At 68.0% G+C, this 16158-nt stretch carries 18 protein-coding genes; 11 read left to right on the top strand and 7 right to left on the bottom strand.

All coding sequences use genetic code 11. The features are described 5' to 3' along the window. Positions 1-78: 78 nt before the first annotated feature. A complete protein-coding gene (locus tag F8566_RS24665) occupies positions 79-432 on the bottom strand; it encodes a MerR family transcriptional regulator (protein WP_151563865.1) in 354 nt (117 codons plus the stop codon). 95 nt (positions 433-527) lie between these two features. Here F8566_RS24665 and F8566_RS24660 point away from each other — a divergent pair, with 95 nt between their 5' ends. Beyond that, positions 528-1403, top strand: coding sequence for an imine reductase family protein (locus F8566_RS24660; RefSeq protein WP_151563862.1), 876 nt, complete (start codon positions 528-530; stop codon positions 1401-1403). A gap of 143 nt (positions 1404-1546) precedes the next feature. Next, entirely contained in the window at positions 1547-1864 is a 318-nt protein-coding gene (locus F8566_RS24655; protein WP_151563860.1) for a hypothetical protein, read from the top strand. Between the two features lie 572 nt (positions 1865-2436). Here F8566_RS24655 and F8566_RS24650 read toward each other — a convergent pair. Next, positions 2437-2820, bottom strand: a complete 384-nt coding sequence (locus tag F8566_RS24650; RefSeq protein WP_151563858.1) for a DUF5997 family protein — start codon at positions 2818-2820, stop codon at positions 2437-2439. Between the two features lie 55 nt (positions 2821-2875). On the opposite strand from F8566_RS24650, the gene F8566_RS24645 reads away from it, so the two are divergent. After that, entirely contained in the window at positions 2876-3559 is a 684-nt protein-coding gene (locus F8566_RS24645; protein WP_225993490.1) for a LysR substrate-binding domain-containing protein, read from the top strand. Positions 3560-4257: 698 nt separating this feature from the next. Here the strand turns inward: F8566_RS24645 and F8566_RS24640 are convergent. The 3 genes from F8566_RS24640 to F8566_RS24630 form a co-directional block, all read right to left on the bottom strand. Further along, a complete protein-coding gene (locus F8566_RS24640; protein ID WP_151563855.1) occupies positions 4258-5016 on the bottom strand; it encodes a LuxR C-terminal-related transcriptional regulator in 759 nt (252 codons plus the stop codon). Between the two features lie 2 nt (positions 5017-5018). Next, on the bottom strand, positions 5019-6452 hold the full coding sequence (locus tag F8566_RS24635; protein ID WP_225993489.1) for an alpha/beta fold hydrolase: 1434 nt from the start codon (positions 6450-6452) through the stop codon (positions 5019-5021). A 324-nt stretch (positions 6453-6776) separates the two neighbouring features. Continuing rightward, a complete protein-coding gene (locus F8566_RS24630) occupies positions 6777-7427 on the bottom strand; it encodes a TetR/AcrR family transcriptional regulator (protein WP_151563852.1) in 651 nt (216 codons plus the stop codon). 58 nt (positions 7428-7485) lie between these two features. Between F8566_RS24630 and F8566_RS24625 the strand changes: the two genes are divergently transcribed. Both F8566_RS24625 and F8566_RS24620 read left to right on the top strand, forming a co-directional pair. Continuing rightward, positions 7486-8139, top strand: a complete 654-nt coding sequence (locus tag F8566_RS24625; protein ID WP_151563849.1) for a class I SAM-dependent methyltransferase — start codon at positions 7486-7488, stop codon at positions 8137-8139. Between the two features lie 302 nt (positions 8140-8441). After that, a complete protein-coding gene (locus tag F8566_RS24620) occupies positions 8442-8738 on the top strand; it encodes an IS110 family transposase (RefSeq protein WP_225993488.1) in 297 nt (98 codons plus the stop codon). On the opposite strand, the gene F8566_RS24615 is transcribed toward F8566_RS24620, so the two are convergent. Further along, positions 8695-9177, bottom strand: a complete 483-nt coding sequence (locus tag F8566_RS24615) for a MarR family winged helix-turn-helix transcriptional regulator (RefSeq protein WP_151563844.1) — start codon at positions 9175-9177, stop codon at positions 8695-8697. The genes F8566_RS24620 and F8566_RS24615 overlap by 44 nt on opposite strands. Before the next feature lie 105 nt (positions 9178-9282). Here F8566_RS24615 and F8566_RS24610 point away from each other — a divergent pair, with 105 nt between their 5' ends. Next, positions 9283-10131: an alpha/beta hydrolase gene (locus F8566_RS24610; protein ID WP_151563842.1), complete on the top strand. Its 849-nt coding sequence runs from the start codon at positions 9283-9285 to the stop codon at positions 10129-10131. A gap of 52 nt (positions 10132-10183) precedes the next feature. Continuing rightward, complete coding sequence (locus tag F8566_RS24605; RefSeq protein WP_151563840.1) at positions 10184-10594, top strand: VOC family protein; 411 nt, start codon at positions 10184-10186, stop codon at positions 10592-10594. A 116-nt stretch (positions 10595-10710) separates the two neighbouring features. On the opposite strand, the gene F8566_RS24600 is transcribed toward F8566_RS24605, so the two are convergent. Next, positions 10711-11916 carry an ROK family transcriptional regulator gene (locus tag F8566_RS24600; RefSeq protein WP_225993487.1) on the bottom strand — a complete coding sequence of 402 codons (1206 nt, stop codon included), beginning with the start codon at positions 11914-11916 and terminating at the stop codon, positions 10711-10713. Between the two features lie 336 nt (positions 11917-12252). Here F8566_RS24600 and F8566_RS24595 point away from each other — a divergent pair, with 336 nt between their 5' ends. From F8566_RS24595 to F8566_RS24580, 4 genes are all read left to right on the top strand, one after another. Beyond that, on the top strand, positions 12253-12804 hold the full coding sequence (locus F8566_RS24595) for an NUDIX domain-containing protein (RefSeq protein ID WP_151563837.1): 552 nt from the start codon (positions 12253-12255) through the stop codon (positions 12802-12804). A 112-nt stretch (positions 12805-12916) separates the two neighbouring features. Beyond that, positions 12917-14128 (top strand): class I SAM-dependent methyltransferase, encoded by a 1212-nt coding sequence (locus tag F8566_RS24590; RefSeq protein WP_151563835.1) that lies wholly within the window; start codon positions 12917-12919, stop codon positions 14126-14128. Between the two features lie 14 nt (positions 14129-14142). Beyond that, positions 14143-15180 carry a GDP-mannose 4,6-dehydratase gene (gene gmd / locus F8566_RS24585; RefSeq protein WP_151563833.1) on the top strand — a complete coding sequence of 346 codons (1038 nt, stop codon included), beginning with the start codon at positions 14143-14145 and terminating at the stop codon, positions 15178-15180. Beyond that, positions 15168-16004 (top strand): aldo/keto reductase, encoded by an 837-nt coding sequence (locus F8566_RS24580; protein WP_151563830.1) that lies wholly within the window; start codon positions 15168-15170, stop codon positions 16002-16004. Before gmd ends, F8566_RS24580 begins: the two co-directional genes overlap by 13 nt. Positions 16005-16158 lie beyond the last annotated feature (154 nt).

The following is a 16158-nucleotide window of genomic DNA, read 5'->3' as shown; positions in this document are numbered from 1 at the left end:
GGATGGGACTCCACCCACCATGCGGGCACCGGCATGTCCCGGCGGCGCTGGTGTGAGGTGGTGGTGTGCGTGGCGGCCTCAGCGCGAGGTGGCGCCGATGATGGCATCGAGCATCGTCTGTGCGGCGTGCAACTCGGTGATGGAACTGCTGATCCGATCGCGTTCGCGCTGCAGGTCGCCCAGGAGGCCAGGGCATGCCGCAGCCAGGCCGTCACCGGTATCGACCGTGCACGGCAGCACGTCGGCGATGGTGGTGGTGCCGAGCCCGGCGGCCAGCAGGATGCGAATGCGCCGTACCCGCTCCACATCGGCGTCGCTGTACTCGCGGTATCCACTCGGCCGCCGCGCAGGCCGCAGTAGGCCCTGCTCCTCGTAGTAGCGCAGCAGCCGCTGGCTGACGCCGGTGCGCTGAGCCAGTTCCCCGATGCGCATGGACGCCTCCGCTTGACTCTCACATGAATGTGAAGGTTTAGCTTAGCCGCACGAGATGACGCAACCGTGCTGATTCAGAATCGCAGGAGGACCTCATGAGCCACCCCACGGACGGCCGTGTGGCAGTGATCGGACTGAACGCACGCGGCGCGGCACTTGCCCGGGCCAGCGCGGCGGCGGGCGTCGCCGTCACGGTCTGGGACGAGCCTGGCCCACTGGCCGAGGCCCCGCCCATCGATGGTGCCTCTCGGGCCGATTCGCTGCAGGCAGCATTCACAGCCGCGTCGCTGATCCTGCTGTGCGTTGACGACTACGACAGTGCCCAGCGCATTCTCGACCAAGCCGAGCGGCACGTCGGCTCCACAGATGTGGTCAACCTGACCTCGGGAACCAGCGCGCAGGCCGAACAGGTCGCCGCCTGGATGGATGCCAGGGGCGGCCGCTACCTCGACGGCGCGTTGATGGCCCATCCCGAGCATGTCGGCAAGCCGGACACGGTACTGGTCTACAGCGGTTCCCCCCAGGTGTTCGAGCGTCATGAGTCCTCGCTCAAGCTCCTGGGCGGCGCCACCTACCTGGGTGCCGCCCCCGGCGCCGCGGCCCTGTACGACGTGGCGATGCTCAATTTCGCCTGGGCCACCCTGATCGGCTTCCTGCAGACCGCCACCCTGCTCGGCACCGCCCAGATCCCGGCCACCACCGTGACACCACTGCTGACCCACTGGTTGTCCACCACCGTCACCGATGTGATCAACGACTACGCCCGGCAGGTCGACGAACGTCACTACCCGGGCGACGAGGAATGGCTGGAGCTGGATGCCCCGCTCATGGTCCACCTCATCGAGGCCACCCGGACCCGCGGCCTTGACACCGCCCTGCCCGAACTCATCAAGTCGCTGACCGACCAGGGCATCGACGCCGGCCACGGCAAGGACAGCTTCGCCAGCCTGGTTGAGATCATCCGCCGTTGATCGTCCCCCGCACCAGCTCCATCGTTCTGCCCGAAGTCGCACATGACTGCGCCTATCAGCGCAGATGACCACCGGACCGCACGGTCGTGGACGCTGACGGGCCGCGCGGTCATGGACGTTTGTGGGAGCCGACCGTGCGGTCCATGAAGGCCCGGATCCGGCCGTCGGCTGCTCGTCCATCCCGACCGGTCACCGACTCATGGGGCCAGATTCATTCCGGAATCCTCAGCCCGGACGGGCCGATCACCACTCTCAGCTGGCTTCCCAGCGACCTGAACGCACATCGCTGGCCCGTGGTGGTGACCTTCCCCGGAGACCCGGAATCGGCCTCGGTGCTGTATTCGCAAGGCCTGTCGTTCAGCTCCTTCATGCTGCAGCACTCCGATCCTGATCGCCTGGAGTGCTCGACCGGGACCACGGCAGAGCGAGATGGAGTTCGTACAGGATCCCGGCCCTTTTAGGCGGGGCGCGGGCGAGCTGGTGCGATGTTGACGGAGAGTTACGCTGCCAGGGGGCGGCGGCGCCACGTCGGCGGCAGAAGAGGGCGTTGGAGATGCTGGCGCTAGCGGTCGTCCGCGCTTTGATCAGCCTTCGTGGTCGGGGCTGGGAGCGCGAAGACGTCACCGCGCAGACAGTCGCTCCTGGGTTCGGGTGACAAGGGAGCCGGTTCGCCGAGGACGATCTGCGCGCGGCACCCACCGATCGCGAGCCCGTCGGCGGCGTGACCGGAGAACCGATCATCGGCTGCGTCACCGAGCAGGATGGCTGTCGACCGGTCTTTCACAGCTAGTGCACGGGAGCTGGACAGAGGTTTCGGGACTGCCAACTGGGCGCCCGCCGCATACGCTCGCGGTGTGGCAGGCGCCTTCTCGAGCTTGAGAACGAGGCCGGCGTCCCGCTCGAACGCGACCGCCCCGCAGGCGGTCAGACCAGGCAACTCCCTGCTGGAGCTGTGACACCTAAGACCGCCACCAGCTGTCGCTCTCGCAATCAACGCGCTCCTGCCGGCCTGTGGTCGGGGGCATAGCCTGAGTCAGGCCTTGGCGCGCTGCTGCTTGAGGCGGAGCTCCTCTTTGCGGACTTCGGCTTGGATGGCTTGCTCGCGTTGGAGCCAGTCAGGGTTTTCGGCCTTCAGGTTCTCGATCTCGGCTGTGGTGAGGGGGCCCGTGATGCCGGCGCGGGCCAGACCTGAGGCGGAGACGCGGAGCTTGGCGGCGACGACCTGGCGGGGATGGGGGCCCTCGCGGCGCAGGTCCGCGAGCCAAGAGGGCGGGTCGGCTTGGAGCGCGTTCAACTCGTCTCGGGAGACAGGGCCTTCCTGAAACTCGGCAGGCGCTGCGGACAGCAGGATCCCCAGCTTCTTGGCCGCGGTCGCGGACTTCATGGTCTGCGGCGTCTTTGCCTTGGACGTGCTCATGACCTCAAGGGTAGCTAGCGGAAGCGAGCTACCTGGACGTGACTAGGCTGAAGAAGTGACCAATGCTGAGTTCCGGCTGGCCTACGTGCCGGGGGTGACGCCCGGGAAGTGGGCTGGGGTGTGGGCCGAGCGGGTGCGGGAGGTGCCGCTTCGGCTGGTGCAGATGCCCGCCGCCGAGATCGTCCCCGTGCTGCGGGACGGTGGTGTGGACGCGGCGTTCGTACGCCTGCCCGTCGACCGGGAGGCCCTTCATGTGATCCCGCTGTACCTGGAGACGACCGTGGTGGTGGTGCCGAAGGATCACGCGGTGGCCGCGGTGGAGGAGGTGGAGGTCGCCGATCTCGCCGACGAGGACGTGTTCGAGCCGCTCGACAACGTCTTGGCCTGGGACCACCGCCCCGGGCAGCCTGCCTTCACCCGACCTGAGAGCACCGCTGAGGCGATCGAGTTGGTGGCGTCGGGGGCCGGCGTCCTGCTGCTCCCGCAGTCTTTGGCCCGTCTCCACCACCGCAAAGACCTCACCTACCGCACCGTGACCGACGCCCCTCAGTCCCAGATCGGCCTGGCCTGGCTCGAGGCCGAGACGACCGACCTCATGGAGGAACTGATCGGCATCGTCCGCGGCCGCACCCCCAACAGCTCCCGTGGCCGCAACCCCCAACAGCAGCCCACCCGCAAGAAGCCGCCGCAAAAGCGCTCCACCCCCAAACGTCGCCGCCAAACGCGCCGCCGGACGTGACGAGGGTCATGCCTACCGACATCGCATTCCTGCCACCACCCTGGAACTCCTCACTGACGTAGAAGCTGCGGTCTGGCGGCCCCGCCACAGGCACTTCCCCGCCAACCCGCCGCCGGTGATCCGGCTGCGGCCTCCGTCGGCGGTACGGCATCTCAACCCCCGACACCGCTAACGTGATCGCCGCCGAACGCCACCGGCACGGCGCCTACACCGGTACTGAGGACCTGATGCGCCAGTTGGCGACCCCGTGACCCCCGCCGACCACCGCCACCCTCGAAGCCCGGGCCACCGGCGGCTCCTTCACTTCACTCAACCCCGATCACCGGCAGGCACCGGGGCTACCCCATCGCCAGCATGTGACATATCGAGCACGAGATACTGGAGCCACCACACGACGACCGGGCGACAACCGAGCTGCCGATCGAGGCCGCAGAGCGGGACATCGAGCTACGGGGGTCCCCCGCTGCGGGACGCGGCTCGGCGCCAACCATCTCTGGCTAACACACCCTGGTGTCGTTTTCGCCGAATGCGGCAGAAGAGTGCGTTGACCGACCGCCATCGGAGGTCCGGGCGGTCCCCATGCCGCCGCTCCACAGGGGCTGATGTGGTCGACGCCAGTTGATTCCAAGGCGCCCGCGGCAGTGGGCCCGGCCTTTGAAAGTCGCTAATAGTCCGTGTCCTGCGCCGGTCGGCAGGGGTCAGTCCGCTGTGCGTGTGTCATCCCGGGACTTGATCGAGGGAGTCGGCCAGGCTCCCCGTACTGCGACCAGCGCCGCCTGGGTCCGCGAGGGCAGTTCGAGTTTGCGAAGGATGCTGCTGACGTGGGTGCGCGCGGTCCGTTCGCTGATGAACAGTCGACGGGCGATCTCCTTGTTCGTACACCCTTCGGCCACCAGCGCCAGGATTTCCCGCTCCCGTTTGGTGAGTACGTCCAATGCCACAGCAGGGGCGGTTCGCGCGGCCTGCTCGCCAGGTGGGTCCGATCGCGCCGCGGGCGGCTCATCGGCTGGTCGCCGCCATGCCGGGATGCTCAGCCGGCCGGACGCGAGCAGGTAGTGCAGGAGGACGGCCAAGCTCCAGAAGAAGCTGAACCACAACGGCCACCAGTAGTCCGCACCGTAATCCTTGGGAGCCGGTGAGGGGTCCCGGGTCAGCTGCCACAACCCGATCAGGACACCGCTGACACTCGCCGCGACCATGGCGTGGTCGCGCGCGGAGGTGTCGCGCGGCCGCGGTCGGGGTTCGTCCGGCAGATCGCGCAGCGCCTCGGCCAGTTGTGCCTGCGTGCGAGCGGCTGCGGCCGCCTCATTCCGGTCGAGGAACTCCTCCATGGTCAGCCGGCCCGCGGTGAGATGGGCCTGCAACAGGTCCACGGTTCGCTGCCGGTCCACGTCGCCGGCCCGCTGGTTGCCGTCCATATCGCCATCATTCTCGCGGTTGTCACGATCGTCCAACATCGTCAATGTCCCTCTGCGGCCGGGCAGTCGGTGCCGGGCGGTGGTGGGGTCCGGAAGAACAGATACCGGTCGACGATGGCGTCGACGCAATCACTGCGGCCATAGACGATGTGGCCCCACCCCCGATAGGTGAGCAAGATCGCCTCGTCGCCGAGTTGACGGGCGACGTTGGCGGCCGCGTTGTATCCGGTCGCGGGATCATGCAGGCCGTTGACCAGCAGCAACGGTGTCGCGGCGCCGTGCACCCGCAGCCGATGCTGCGGGTTGGCGACCGGTTTGGGGGAGCCGAGACATGCGGCGGTGCCGTAGACCGCGAAGGTGCCGTACCGCATGTCGGGGGCGACCGCGCGGCTGCGGTGCAGCAGGGCGGCGTACTCGCGATAGTCGCGCACCGGCAGGTCGTAGTCAGAGCAGAAGATCGCCACCGGCGGGTATGGGACGGGCTCTGCCCACGGCACCGACCTCGCCGGCGCGGGCGCCGGGCTGTTGTCCAGATCGGCGAGGACCTGCGCCAGCAGCGCCCACTGCGGGCCGCGGAACCCCTGCTCGGCGAGGTCGATGAGGAAGAACTGGCTCAGCAAGGCCGTCGGGTCGTCCGGATGACGCAGCTCACCACGCTGCGCCCGGGCGAGCAGGCGGGCCCACACGGCCCGGACATCGCGCCGAGCCAAGGCGCACTCGGGGGCACGCCGGCACCAGGAGACGAACTCCTCGAACGAATCCTGGAGGTTGGCGGCTTGCGCCTCCAGGTGGGCCCGAGTACCCAGGCTGTGGTCGGTGACGCTGTCCAGGACCAGTGCGCGGACCCGCCGCGGGTACGACTCGGCGTACTGCTCGCCGAGCAGAGTGCCGTAGGAACGCCCCCGGAAGGTCAGGGCGTCCTCCCCCAGCGCCTCCCGGATGGCGTCGAGATCGTGCACCCCGCTGCGGGTGTCCACGTGGTCGAACACCGGTCCGGTGCGTGCCCTGCAGTCCGCGCGCAACCGCCGGTTGTAGGCCAGGCGCGCATCGAAGTCGGCCTGGCTGGTCAAGACCGGTGGCGGTTCCTGGGCTAGCAGCTCTGCCGAGCACAGCACTGGGTGACTGCGACCGATACCGCGAGCGTCATAACCCACGATGTCGAACCGGCGGTTGAGGCTCGTGATGAACCGGCCCCGGTTGGACAGTACGCGGTCGACACCGGAGTCGCCCGGCCCGCCCGGGACGTCCACCAGCGAGCCGATACGGGCCGCCGGCTCGGTGGCCGGCAGCCGGACCAGGGCGAGGTCCAGCCTCGCTCCGCGCGGACGAGCCCAGTCCACCGGCACCGACAGCGTGCCGCATTGCGCGGTCGGATCCCCATCGCACGGAGCCCACGCGATGGGCGGCGTGGCGCCGGCCGACGCCGGCCATGGCACCAGGACGGCACCAAGGTTGAACACCACGGCAACGATCAACCGAGGCAGCATGAGCCGGGTCGAGGTCACGTGTCCCCACGTCCCTTCTCTGATCCGGAGGCCTGCACAAAAGGCTGGCCTCGCGGCTGCCCACGGCGCGTCGGCCGACTGCCGCAAATCGGACGAGACATCCGTCCTACGACAGCCGAACGCGCAAGCCGCCCCGGGTCCCGCTCATCGGCTGATCAGCACGTGCGCGAAGCCGGTCCGGCCCTCTTTCTCCCAGAACGTGCTTTCTCCCAGAACGTGGCCCCGCCGCAAAGTGGAGCCCAGCCGATCCCGGGGCCGTCCTGAGCCGCACCCTCTGACATGGCAGACCTCTGGTCAGCCCGTGACCCTCGCGGGGTCGCTGCAGAGCTGGGCGATCAACGTGGCGTAGGCCCATTCTTCCCACCTGTCCGGTGACCAGCCGCGGTCTTGGACGAAGAGCAGGTACAGCTGCGGGCTGAGCAGTCCGAACAGCACGTCCGCGGCCATCGCGACGGAGACGTCAGGACGGACGTCGGGCTTGCCGACCAGCGCTTCGGCCGCAACGTGCTGCACGGTGTAACGCGGATCGGGGCCGTCGGGCCATTGCGCGGCGATCTGCGGGTCGGTGGCCGCGGCGGCTGCGATCAACGGCATGATCGGGGCGACCCGGCCCAGGATCTCGCTCGTACCGCGCACGTGCGCGCGCAGTTGGCCGGCTGCGGTGGGCGCGGCGCACGCGGCGCGGAACCATTCACGGTCCATGGTGGCCACCGGCTCGGCGTCGCCGGCGATGGACGTGTCGACGACGTCCTTGAACAGCGCGCGCTTGTTGCCGAAGACGAAGTAGACCGTCTGAACGGCCACGCCTGCCCGGTCCGCGACCTCCTGCAGGCTCGTCGCCCCGTAACCCTGCGCGACGAACAGCTCCCGCGCTGCCTGGATGACCTTCTCGCGGGTGCGGCGCGAGCGCTCGGCCCGTTTGTCCGGCCGCTTGACGGTGTCCATGGTGGGAGTATATCTCTAGAGTTCATCACTAGAGTTCAACTCTAAAAATGGAGGGTTCATGGATCAGCCGAAGACTGCATGGGGAACGGACGCAGAGCGGGTCGATGCCGAACGGCGCCTGGAGGAGGCCGTACACCGCGAACTGGAGGACTACTACCGCGCCGGCAAACCGCCGTGGGACACCGGCGTGACACCGCCCGAGCTGGTCGCCCTGGTAGAGGGGCGCGGTGCGATGCCGCCCGGCCGCGCTTTGGAACTCGGCTGCGGCACCGGAACCAACGCCACCTATCTGGCCCGGCACGGCTGGGAGGTCGTGGCCGTCGATCTGATCGACCGCGCCGTCCGGAAGGCTCGCGAGAAGGCGGACGCGGCCGGGGTGGCAGTACGGGTGCTGTGCGGAGACGCGACCCGCCTCGACGAGTTGGACGTGCCCGGCCCCTACGATCTGTTCTTCGACCTGAGCTGTCACTGCGGCATTCCGCCGCACCGCCGCGACGCCTACGCCGCCGGACTCACCCACCGCGCCGCTCCCGGCGCACGGCTCTTGATGTTCGGATACGGTCCCGAGGCGTTCGACGACCCGATCTCCGGCGTCACCGCCGACGAGTTGCGCGCCAGGTTCGCCGGCTGGGAGCTGGTCGACGTCACACCCGGCACGAATCCGGTCCCCACCTTCTGGTTCACGCTGCGCCGCACCACGGGAAAAGCATGAGCCGACCGGCGTCCTCCGGGGTGCCGAACACGGTGTGCTCCGGAGCAGACACCGGCCGCCATCACTGGCGCGTAAGCAGCCGAACGGTGAACGGCCGGATGGCTGATCGCTACGTGCCGCCCTGAGCCCGTACCCGCTGTCCCGATCGTGGTCCAGCCACACCCCGGCGAAGGAGATCTGATGAGCACCGTTGTCAACGTTCAGCAGGCAGCGGTGACCATCGCCTGGGGGCGCTTCGGGTCTCACGCGCCATAGAAGTCCCGCTGCCCGGCCGACATGCCCGGCCGTCTGGTCACGAGGCAGTGGGCGGATATCGCGGCGTGGCCAAGACCGACGGACGCGACACCTTCGTCATCGCTGACCAAGCGCGCATTCGCCGCGACCGGCAGCAGATCCCGGCTGCCGATGAGGCCGCTGTCGAGCTGAAGATCCTCACCGCCCACCGCGAGGACCTGAGCGCCGACCGTGTCCGGGTCGTCAACCGGCTGCGCGGCCAGCTGCTGACCGGCTACCGGACACCCGCCGCGCTGCGGCCTGCCGTCGGCGCTGCGACGCCTACTGCGGGCCGGTCGGAGTGCTGTCCGCTTCGAGGGCGATGACCTGTTCCAGGGCGCTCCGCAGCATGGTGACCTGGTCCTTGCCGAGATGCCGCGACCATCGCTGCTCGAGGTCCGCGAGGATCCGGGCGGCTGCGACCTGGGCCATCCTGCCTTGGTCGGTGAGCCGGATGATTTTTGCGCGGCGGTCGGCCTTGTCGGCCACTCGTTCGAGGTATCCGTGATCCTCTAGTTCGCCGACCAGTTCGCCGATCGCCTGCTTGGTGAGTCCGGAGCGTTCGGCGAGCGTGGTCAGCCGCGAACCTTCGGCGTCGATGAACCGGAACACCGATCCGTGGACGTACCGGATCCCCTCGAACCCTTCGTCGGCCAGCTGCTGGTGAAGTCCCCTGAGCGCGATGTCCCTGACCTGCGTGAGCAGGGTGGGGAGCGGCAGCTTGGCCTCGTGTTGCCGCTCGCGCGTTCCTGAACGCGTCGTCATCGGGGTCCTTCTTCCAGGCGAGTTCGTCAGGCGGCTTGACGATATCAGCCCACGTGGTAAGGTCACCTGACTGTCAGGCGGCTTGACTAATTTCTGGAGGACGGAATGTCCAACATTGCCCAACAGCGCGAGCAGTTCGCTGCGATGTTCACCCGGCCCTTGCCTGCGGAGGTCGGCTCGTCGGCGACGACGCTCGGCGGGCGGCCGGCACTGGAGCTGCGGACCGCGGCGCCCGGCACGGCGGGCGAGGACGTGCTGCTGTATCTCCACGGCGGTGGGTTCGTGGTCGGATCGGCGCGTGTCACCGCCCACCTCACCGCCGCGCTGCTGCGGCACCTGGACGGCCGGGCGGTCTCGCTCGACTACCGGCTGGCGCCCGAGCATGCGTTCCCGGCCGCGCCCGATGACTGCCTGGCGGCCTACCGCGAGCTGCTGGACTCCGGTGTCGATCCGCAGCGGCTGGTGATCGCGGGCGACTCGGCCGGGGCCGCGCTGGCCGTCGTCACCATGATGCGCGCCCGGGACGCGGGCCTGCCGATGCCGGCGGCGGCGGTCCTGTTCTCGCCGGCGGTCGATCTGACCCTCAGCGGCGCGAGCATGCAGTCCAAGAACGGGGTGGACCCGTTCTTCGCTCCGGCCGATCTCGAGTGGCTCTTCGATCAGTACCTCGCCGGCGGTGACAGTGCGGCACCCGAGGCGAGCCCGGTCTTCGCCGATCTCACCGGGCTGCCGCCCCTGCTGATCCAGGTCGGCTCGAATGAGCTCCTGCTGGACGACGCCGTACGGCTGGCCGGACGCGCCGGGGCCGACGAGGTCGCGGTGACGTTGGAGGTGGTTCCGCGGCAACCGCACGTGTTCCAGCTCGATGACGAGTCGGCCGAGGCGGCAGCGGCGCTGGAGCGTGCCGGCCGGTTCCTGGCCACCCGGCTCGGCGGCGAGAAGTGGGAATCATGAACCGGCTGGCCGATCAGGTGATGAAGCCGATACTCGGTGGCAAGATCGCAGGATGCTGCAACTCACCGATTTCATCATCGACTGCCCGGACACGATGAAGCTGGCAGCCTTCTACTCCGCGGTGACGGGCCGCCCGGTCAAGGAAGGCAGCCACGAGAACTGGGCCGGCATCACGTTCGGCGAGATCGAGCTGGCCTTCATCCGGGTGGACGACTACCGCGCTCCGCAGTGGCCCGACAGCGAGCACCCCAAACAGTTCCACCTCGACTTCGAAGTGGACGATATCGAGTCCGAGCAGCGCCGCGTCCTCGACCTCGGCGCGACGCTCCAGCGGGACTTCATCGACTCCGACGGCTACGGCTGGCGGGTCTACACCGACCCGATCGGCCACCCTTTCTGCCTGTGCCATAACAAGGGGGTCATCTGGACCGACCAGGGCCCGATCTGGCCCAAGCGCGACTAGGGCCTGCTGAGAAGTGTGGTCGGCAGACTCCTGGGAGACACCGCCCGCAAGTACGGCCCCGCCGGGCGGCTTGACATCCAAGCTCGTGGGACGTCTTTCAGAGGCTCGGGCGGTTCTCACGCTGTGATGCGGGCGAGTGCGTCCAACGGGTCTGCCAGGAGGCAGCGGAACGCGAGTTCCGCCGCGCCGACCAGGGTGGCGTCGTCGTGCAGCGCCGAGGTGCGCAGCTGCGCCCGCTCCTGGGAGACGGGGAGGACACTGGCCGCCACGCGCGCGTGGATCCGGGGTGCCGCGCCCTGATAGATCTCGCCGAGCGTGCCGCCGAAGACGACGGCGCCGGGATTGAAGAGATTGATCAGATTGGCCACGCCGATCCCGAGCCAGTCGCCGACCCGGTCCAGGGCCTTGCGGGCGGCGGCGTCACCGTTCTCAGCCGCCTCCACGATGGCTCGCACGCCGTCCCGCCCGACCGGCCCGCCGACGCGCCCGGCCGCCTCCAGCAGCGCCGCTTCGCCCACCTCCGCCTCCAGACAGCCCTGCGAACCGCAGTTGCAAGGGCGGCCGTCATGAGGATTGACGATCATGTGCCCGAGCTCGGCACCGTAGCCGTCATCGCCGTCCAGCAGCTTGCCGCCGACGATGATGCCGCCGCCCACCCCGACATCTCCGTGCAGGTAGACAAGGTTCCGATGGCCGACGCCAGCCCCGCGTTCATGCTCGGCAAGCGCGCTCAGATGGGCCTCGTTGCCGACGGTCACAGGTAGGCCCAGCCCCAGCTGCCCGCTGAGCGCGGGCGCGAAATCCAGGTCGGTCCAGCCCATGTTGGGAGCCAGGCGCACCATCCCGTCTGCGGCCCTGATCAAGCCGCAGTACGACACGCCGACCCCGACGCACCTCGCGCTCCGGGGTGCGGCATCCACAAGCGCGCGGCCGAACCCGGCCAGGACACCGACCACCTCGTCGAGATCTGCATACCTGCTGCGCCGCCGGGCCGCCTCCCTTCGCTCCAGCACCGCACCGCCGAGCACGACCCTGGCGGCCACCAGCCGATCCACCGCCACATCGAACGCCAGCACGTACCACCGGTCGCTCTCGGGCCGCACCACCAGCGACGGTCGACCCGCCCGCCCCGTCGACCCTGAGGCCCCCTCGTACACCAGGCCCGCCGCCGTGAGCTGCGTGGTCAGCGCCAGGATCGTGCTGCGGTTCAGGCCCAGCCGGTTTGCCAGCGCCGCGCGCGAGATCGGGCCGGTCAGATGCACCTGCCGCAGAACGGCCCCGAGATGGTGTCTGCGGATCTCCTGCGGAGTGCCGCCTTTCACCGCACTAATGGTGCCACATGTTGAGAACACTGCCCGGATCGACGGAATGTTCTTACTGCGTACGCCACAGCGAATGATTCGGAATCATAGATGGAGATCCCGTCAGCTGTGCAACGTCGAGCGCGGATACACCTGCGATTCGAAACCATCCGCTGCCCCCACTGCCACAAAGAACTACTTTGCAACAATTTTACGATTCAAGGGGATTGTGGGTGCGGATTCCTCTTGCGACACTGAATGTGCTGGTCGCCCCCGGTCGAACGGGATTCCGCAACATAAGGCTGACGCTGTGTCACGAAATGTTTCGACGCGATTAATGGATCGTTGGGAGAGGTGTTGGACGTCATTGTGCACGAACTCACGGAGGACCATTTCACGCCACGGGACGTCCCCGATTTCGGGCTTCCTGAACCGGTCTACGCACAGGCGCTGGACAACCTGGTTCAGGCCAACGTGGACGTGATCGTTCACACCGGCGACGACCAGATCCTTCTCGGGTACCGCAAGGACCTGCCACTACGGGACATGTTCTGGGTGTTCGGCGGCCGGATGAAGGTGGGTGAGACCATGGCCGACGCCGGCGCGCGTGCCCTCGTCCGCGAACTCGGACTCAACGTGGACCGGGGCCGGCTTGGTTTTGCGAACATCTACAACGTGATGTGGGGAACCAGAAGCGCGCCGCCCGAGGAGCGCGGATTCCAGACCCTCCTCACCCTGATGAAGTACCGGTGCACCGAGGAAGAGGCCGAATCCGTCGCCGTTGCCGACAACACGCACCAGTCGGTGCGCTGGCACTCCACCACCGAAATCCGTGAGCTCCACACCTCCGGGTCCGAGTTGATCCACCCATTTCTTCCCATCGTCCTACAGAACGCGGGACTGTACTGACTGATTAGACGCCCGGCCCGCTTGGACGATCGGCATTTCCGCATTCCCAGCCGCCTTGTCGGCATCCCGAGACGGGAAGCCGGCAGGAGTCATCTCACTTCTGGAGACGCGCGTGAACTGTCGTTCCTGCCGCACCGTCGACCTGACCGAAGTCCTCGATCTCGGCAACCAGTATCTCAGCGATTTCCGGGACGACGATCGCCGTCCACCGCAGTGGCCGTTGACCCTGATGCTGTGCCGGGCGTGCGGGCTTCTGCAATTGCGGGACACCACCCCGCGAGAGTTGATGTACCACGATCGGTACGGGTTTCGGTCGGGCGTCAACGAGGCGATCCGCACCGACCTGCGTTCCATCGTGGAGCACGCCCTGACGACGCACCCCGACGCGCGGCGATGGCTGGACATCGCCTGCAACGACGGCACGCTTCTGTCGTTCGTCCCGCAGGAGATTCACCGGGTCGGCGTCGACCCGGTGACGACGTTCGAACCCGAGTCGCGTCAGCACGCCGACCGGATCATCGTCGACTTCTTCCACCCGCGCTGGTTCGCCCCCGGCCCAGACGGTCAGGACCACGAGCGGTTCGACATCATCACGTGCGTCTCCATGTTCTACGACCTGGACGACCCGAACGCATTCGTCGCCGACGTCGCCAAGGTTCTGGCACCGGACGGCGTGTGGGTCATCCAGCAGAACTACCTGCTGACCATGCTGGAGTTGTGCGCGGTCGACAACGTGTGCCACGAGCACATCACCTACTGGTCGGTGGCCGCATTGGAAGACCTGCTGGGCCGGCACGGCCTGGAGGTCAACGACGTCCTGCTGTCGGAGGTGAACGGCGGCTCCTTCCGAACCGTGGTGTCGCATCGCGGTGCTCGGCCGGTCAGCCCGTCCGTCGCCGCGCAACGCGACCTCGAAGCGAGGGCCCGCCTGCACGAACCCGACACCTGGTACCGGTTCGCCGACCGCGTTCGCCAGGCATTCGATGACCTGCACCGCCTCATCGACGAGATCAACGCGGCCGGAGAACGCTGCTACATCTACGGCGCGAGCACCCGGGGCGGGACGATCTGGCAGGCCGCGGGCCTGACCGTGCGGGATCTGCCGTTCGCGGTGGACCGGCAGGCGGCGAAGATCGGCCGCACCATCGCCTCGATCGGGGTGCCGATCATCTCCGAGGAGCAGGCCCGCGCCGATCATCCGGAGTACATGCTCGTCGCACCGTGGTTCTTTCGCGAGGTGTTCGTCGAACGGGAGCGCGACTACCTGCGCGCCGGCGGCAAACTCATCTTCCCGCTGCCCGACCTGGAGATCGTGGGCGCCTGAGACGAGGAGTTCCAGTGCCACGTGCGCTGATCACGGGGATCACCGGGCAGGACGGCATGTACCTCGCCGAGCTCCTGTCAGGGAAGGGCTACGAGGTCTTCGGCCTGGTCCGAGGGCAGAACAACCCGCGGGCCCAGCTGGTCGCGGAGGCCGTCCCCTCCAGCCGGCTGCTCAGCGGCGACCTGAGGGACCTGCCGAGCCTGGTGGGAGCCCTGGACATCGCCCGTCCGGACGAGGTCTACAACCTGGGCGCGATCAGCTTCGTCGGCATGTCCTGGCGGCAGGCCGAGCTCACCAGCGAGATCACCGGGCTGGGCGTGCTGCGGATCCTTGAGGCGCTGCGGATCCACACCCAGGGTGACATGTCGAAGGTGCGCTTTTACCAGGCGTCCAGCTCGGAGATGTTCGGCAAGGTCCGCGAGGTGCCGCAGAACGAGAGCACCCCGTTCCACCCCCGGTCCCCTTACGGCATCGCGAAGGCGTTCGGCCACTACATCACCGTCAACTACCGCGAGTCCTATGGGGCGTACGCGTGTTCGGGGATCCTGTTCAACCACGAGAGCCCGCGCCGGGGCCAGGAGTTCGTCACCCGCAAGGTCACCCGTGGTGCCGCGCGCATCGCGCTCGGGCTGCAAGACACCCTCTTCCTCGGCAACATCGACGCGTACCGGGACTGGGGATACGCCGGCGACTACGTCGAGGCGATGTGGCTGATGCTCCAGCAGGACGAGCCCGGGGACTATGTGATCGCTACCGGGGAGACGCACACGGTCCGGGACCTGCTCGACATCGCCTTCCACCGGGTCGGCATCGAGGCCTGGGAACGCCACGTGCGGCAGGAACCCCGGCTGTTTCGCCCGGCCGAGGTGGACCTGCTGGTCGGGGACTCCTCGCGGGCCCGCGAGGAGCTCGGCTGGAAGCCACGCGGCAACTTCCGCGATCTCATCGAGATGATGGTCGACGCTGACCTGGCCGACCTGGCACGTCACCCCCACGATCCCGCGAGCGCGGGTCGGACATCGGACTGGGAGGACCCGCGATGGGCGCGGTGAACGTCCCCATGACCATGCTGAACACCGGCGTCGCCATGCCGCGCCTGGGGCTCGGCACCTGGATGATGACCGCCGCGGACGTCGCCTCCGTCATCCCGACGGCCGCACGGCTCGGATACCGGATGATCGACACGGCGGCGTACTACGAGAACGAGAACGGGGTGGGCGAGGGCATCGCCCGTTCGGGCGTGCCTCGCGAGGAGTTCTTCATCATCTCCAAGGTGAACGGCCGTGACCACGGATACGACAACACACTCAAAGCGTTCGACAAGAGCCTGGCCCGGCTGGCCCTGGACCATCTCGACCTGTACCTCATCCACTGGCCGATGCCCATGCGCGACCGTTACGTCGAAACGTGGCGCGCCTTCGCCCGGCTCCTGGCCGAGGGGCGCACCAGGGCCATCGGAGTCTCCAACTTCACACCCGCCCACATCGACCGCATCATCGCCGAGGTGGGGACGCCCCCTGCGGTGAATCAGATCCAGCTCAACCCGAGAGTGGCACGGCATGCTTGGCGCGCCTACGCGCGGGAGCACGGAATCACCTTGCAGTCATGGCAGCCGTTGAACCGCGGCGAATCCCTCCTCGTCGAACCGGTGGTACGCGAGATCGCCGCCCGCCACCGCAGAACGCCAGCGCAGATCATCCTGCGTTGGCATCTGCAACACGATCTCGTCCCGCTGCCCAAGTCCCTGAACGAGCAACGCTTGGCCGCCAACATCGACGTATTCGACTTCCAGCTCTCCGCAGCAGAGATCGAGGGCATCTCCGCTCTCGACGGAACCGAGGAACCCGCCGACCCCGAGACCACGGAAGTGGACTGAACCCGGCAGGCCCGTCCTGGTACTCAGCCGCAGATGGTGATCTCCGCAGCTGGTGCCCTATGACAGACGCCGCTGATAGTTGGGGATCGAACAGTCGCCGCCCGCCCCGGCGATCTCGGGGAAGATCATGAGATTCAGCCGGTCTAGCAGCTCT

The sequence above is a fragment of the Actinomadura rudentiformis genome, assembly GCF_008923185.1.
Lineage (GTDB): Bacteria > Actinomycetota > Actinomycetes > Streptosporangiales > Streptosporangiaceae > Spirillospora > Spirillospora rudentiformis.
Note: the sequence above shows the minus strand (reverse complement) of the source record. Positions and strands in the feature narration are given on the sequence as shown.

What these genes read in the sequence shown, in the direction of transcription:
- F8566_RS24605 (WP_151563840.1), top strand. Translation starts at nt 10,184, where the DNA reads ATGCTGCAACTCACCGATTTCATCATCGACTGCCCGGACACGATGAAG.
- F8566_RS24655 (WP_151563860.1), top strand. Translation starts at nt 1,547, where the DNA reads ATGAAGGCCCGGATCCGGCCGTCGGCTGCTCGTCCATCCCGACCGGTC.
- F8566_RS24615 (WP_151563844.1), bottom strand. Translation starts at nt 9,177, where the DNA reads ATGACGACGCGTTCAGGAACGCGCGAGCGGCAACACGAGGCCAAGCTG.
- F8566_RS24630 (WP_151563852.1), bottom strand. Translation starts at nt 7,427, where the DNA reads ATGGACACCGTCAAGCGGCCGGACAAACGGGCCGAGCGCTCGCGCCGC.
- F8566_RS24610 (WP_151563842.1), top strand. Translation starts at nt 9,283, where the DNA reads ATGTCCAACATTGCCCAACAGCGCGAGCAGTTCGCTGCGATGTTCACC.
- F8566_RS24580 (WP_151563830.1), top strand. Translation starts at nt 15,168, where the DNA reads ATGGGCGCGGTGAACGTCCCCATGACCATGCTGAACACCGGCGTCGCC.
- F8566_RS24660 (WP_151563862.1), top strand. Translation starts at nt 528, where the DNA reads ATGAGCCACCCCACGGACGGCCGTGTGGCAGTGATCGGACTGAACGCA.
- F8566_RS24650 (WP_151563858.1), bottom strand. Translation starts at nt 2,820, where the DNA reads ATGAGCACGTCCAAGGCAAAGACGCCGCAGACCATGAAGTCCGCGACC.
- F8566_RS24640 (WP_151563855.1), bottom strand. Translation starts at nt 5,016, where the DNA reads ATGTTGGACGATCGTGACAACCGCGAGAATGATGGCGATATGGACGGC.
- F8566_RS24665 (WP_151563865.1), bottom strand. Translation starts at nt 432, where the DNA reads ATGCGCATCGGGGAACTGGCTCAGCGCACCGGCGTCAGCCAGCGGCTG.
- F8566_RS24625 (WP_151563849.1), top strand. Translation starts at nt 7,486, where the DNA reads ATGGATCAGCCGAAGACTGCATGGGGAACGGACGCAGAGCGGGTCGAT.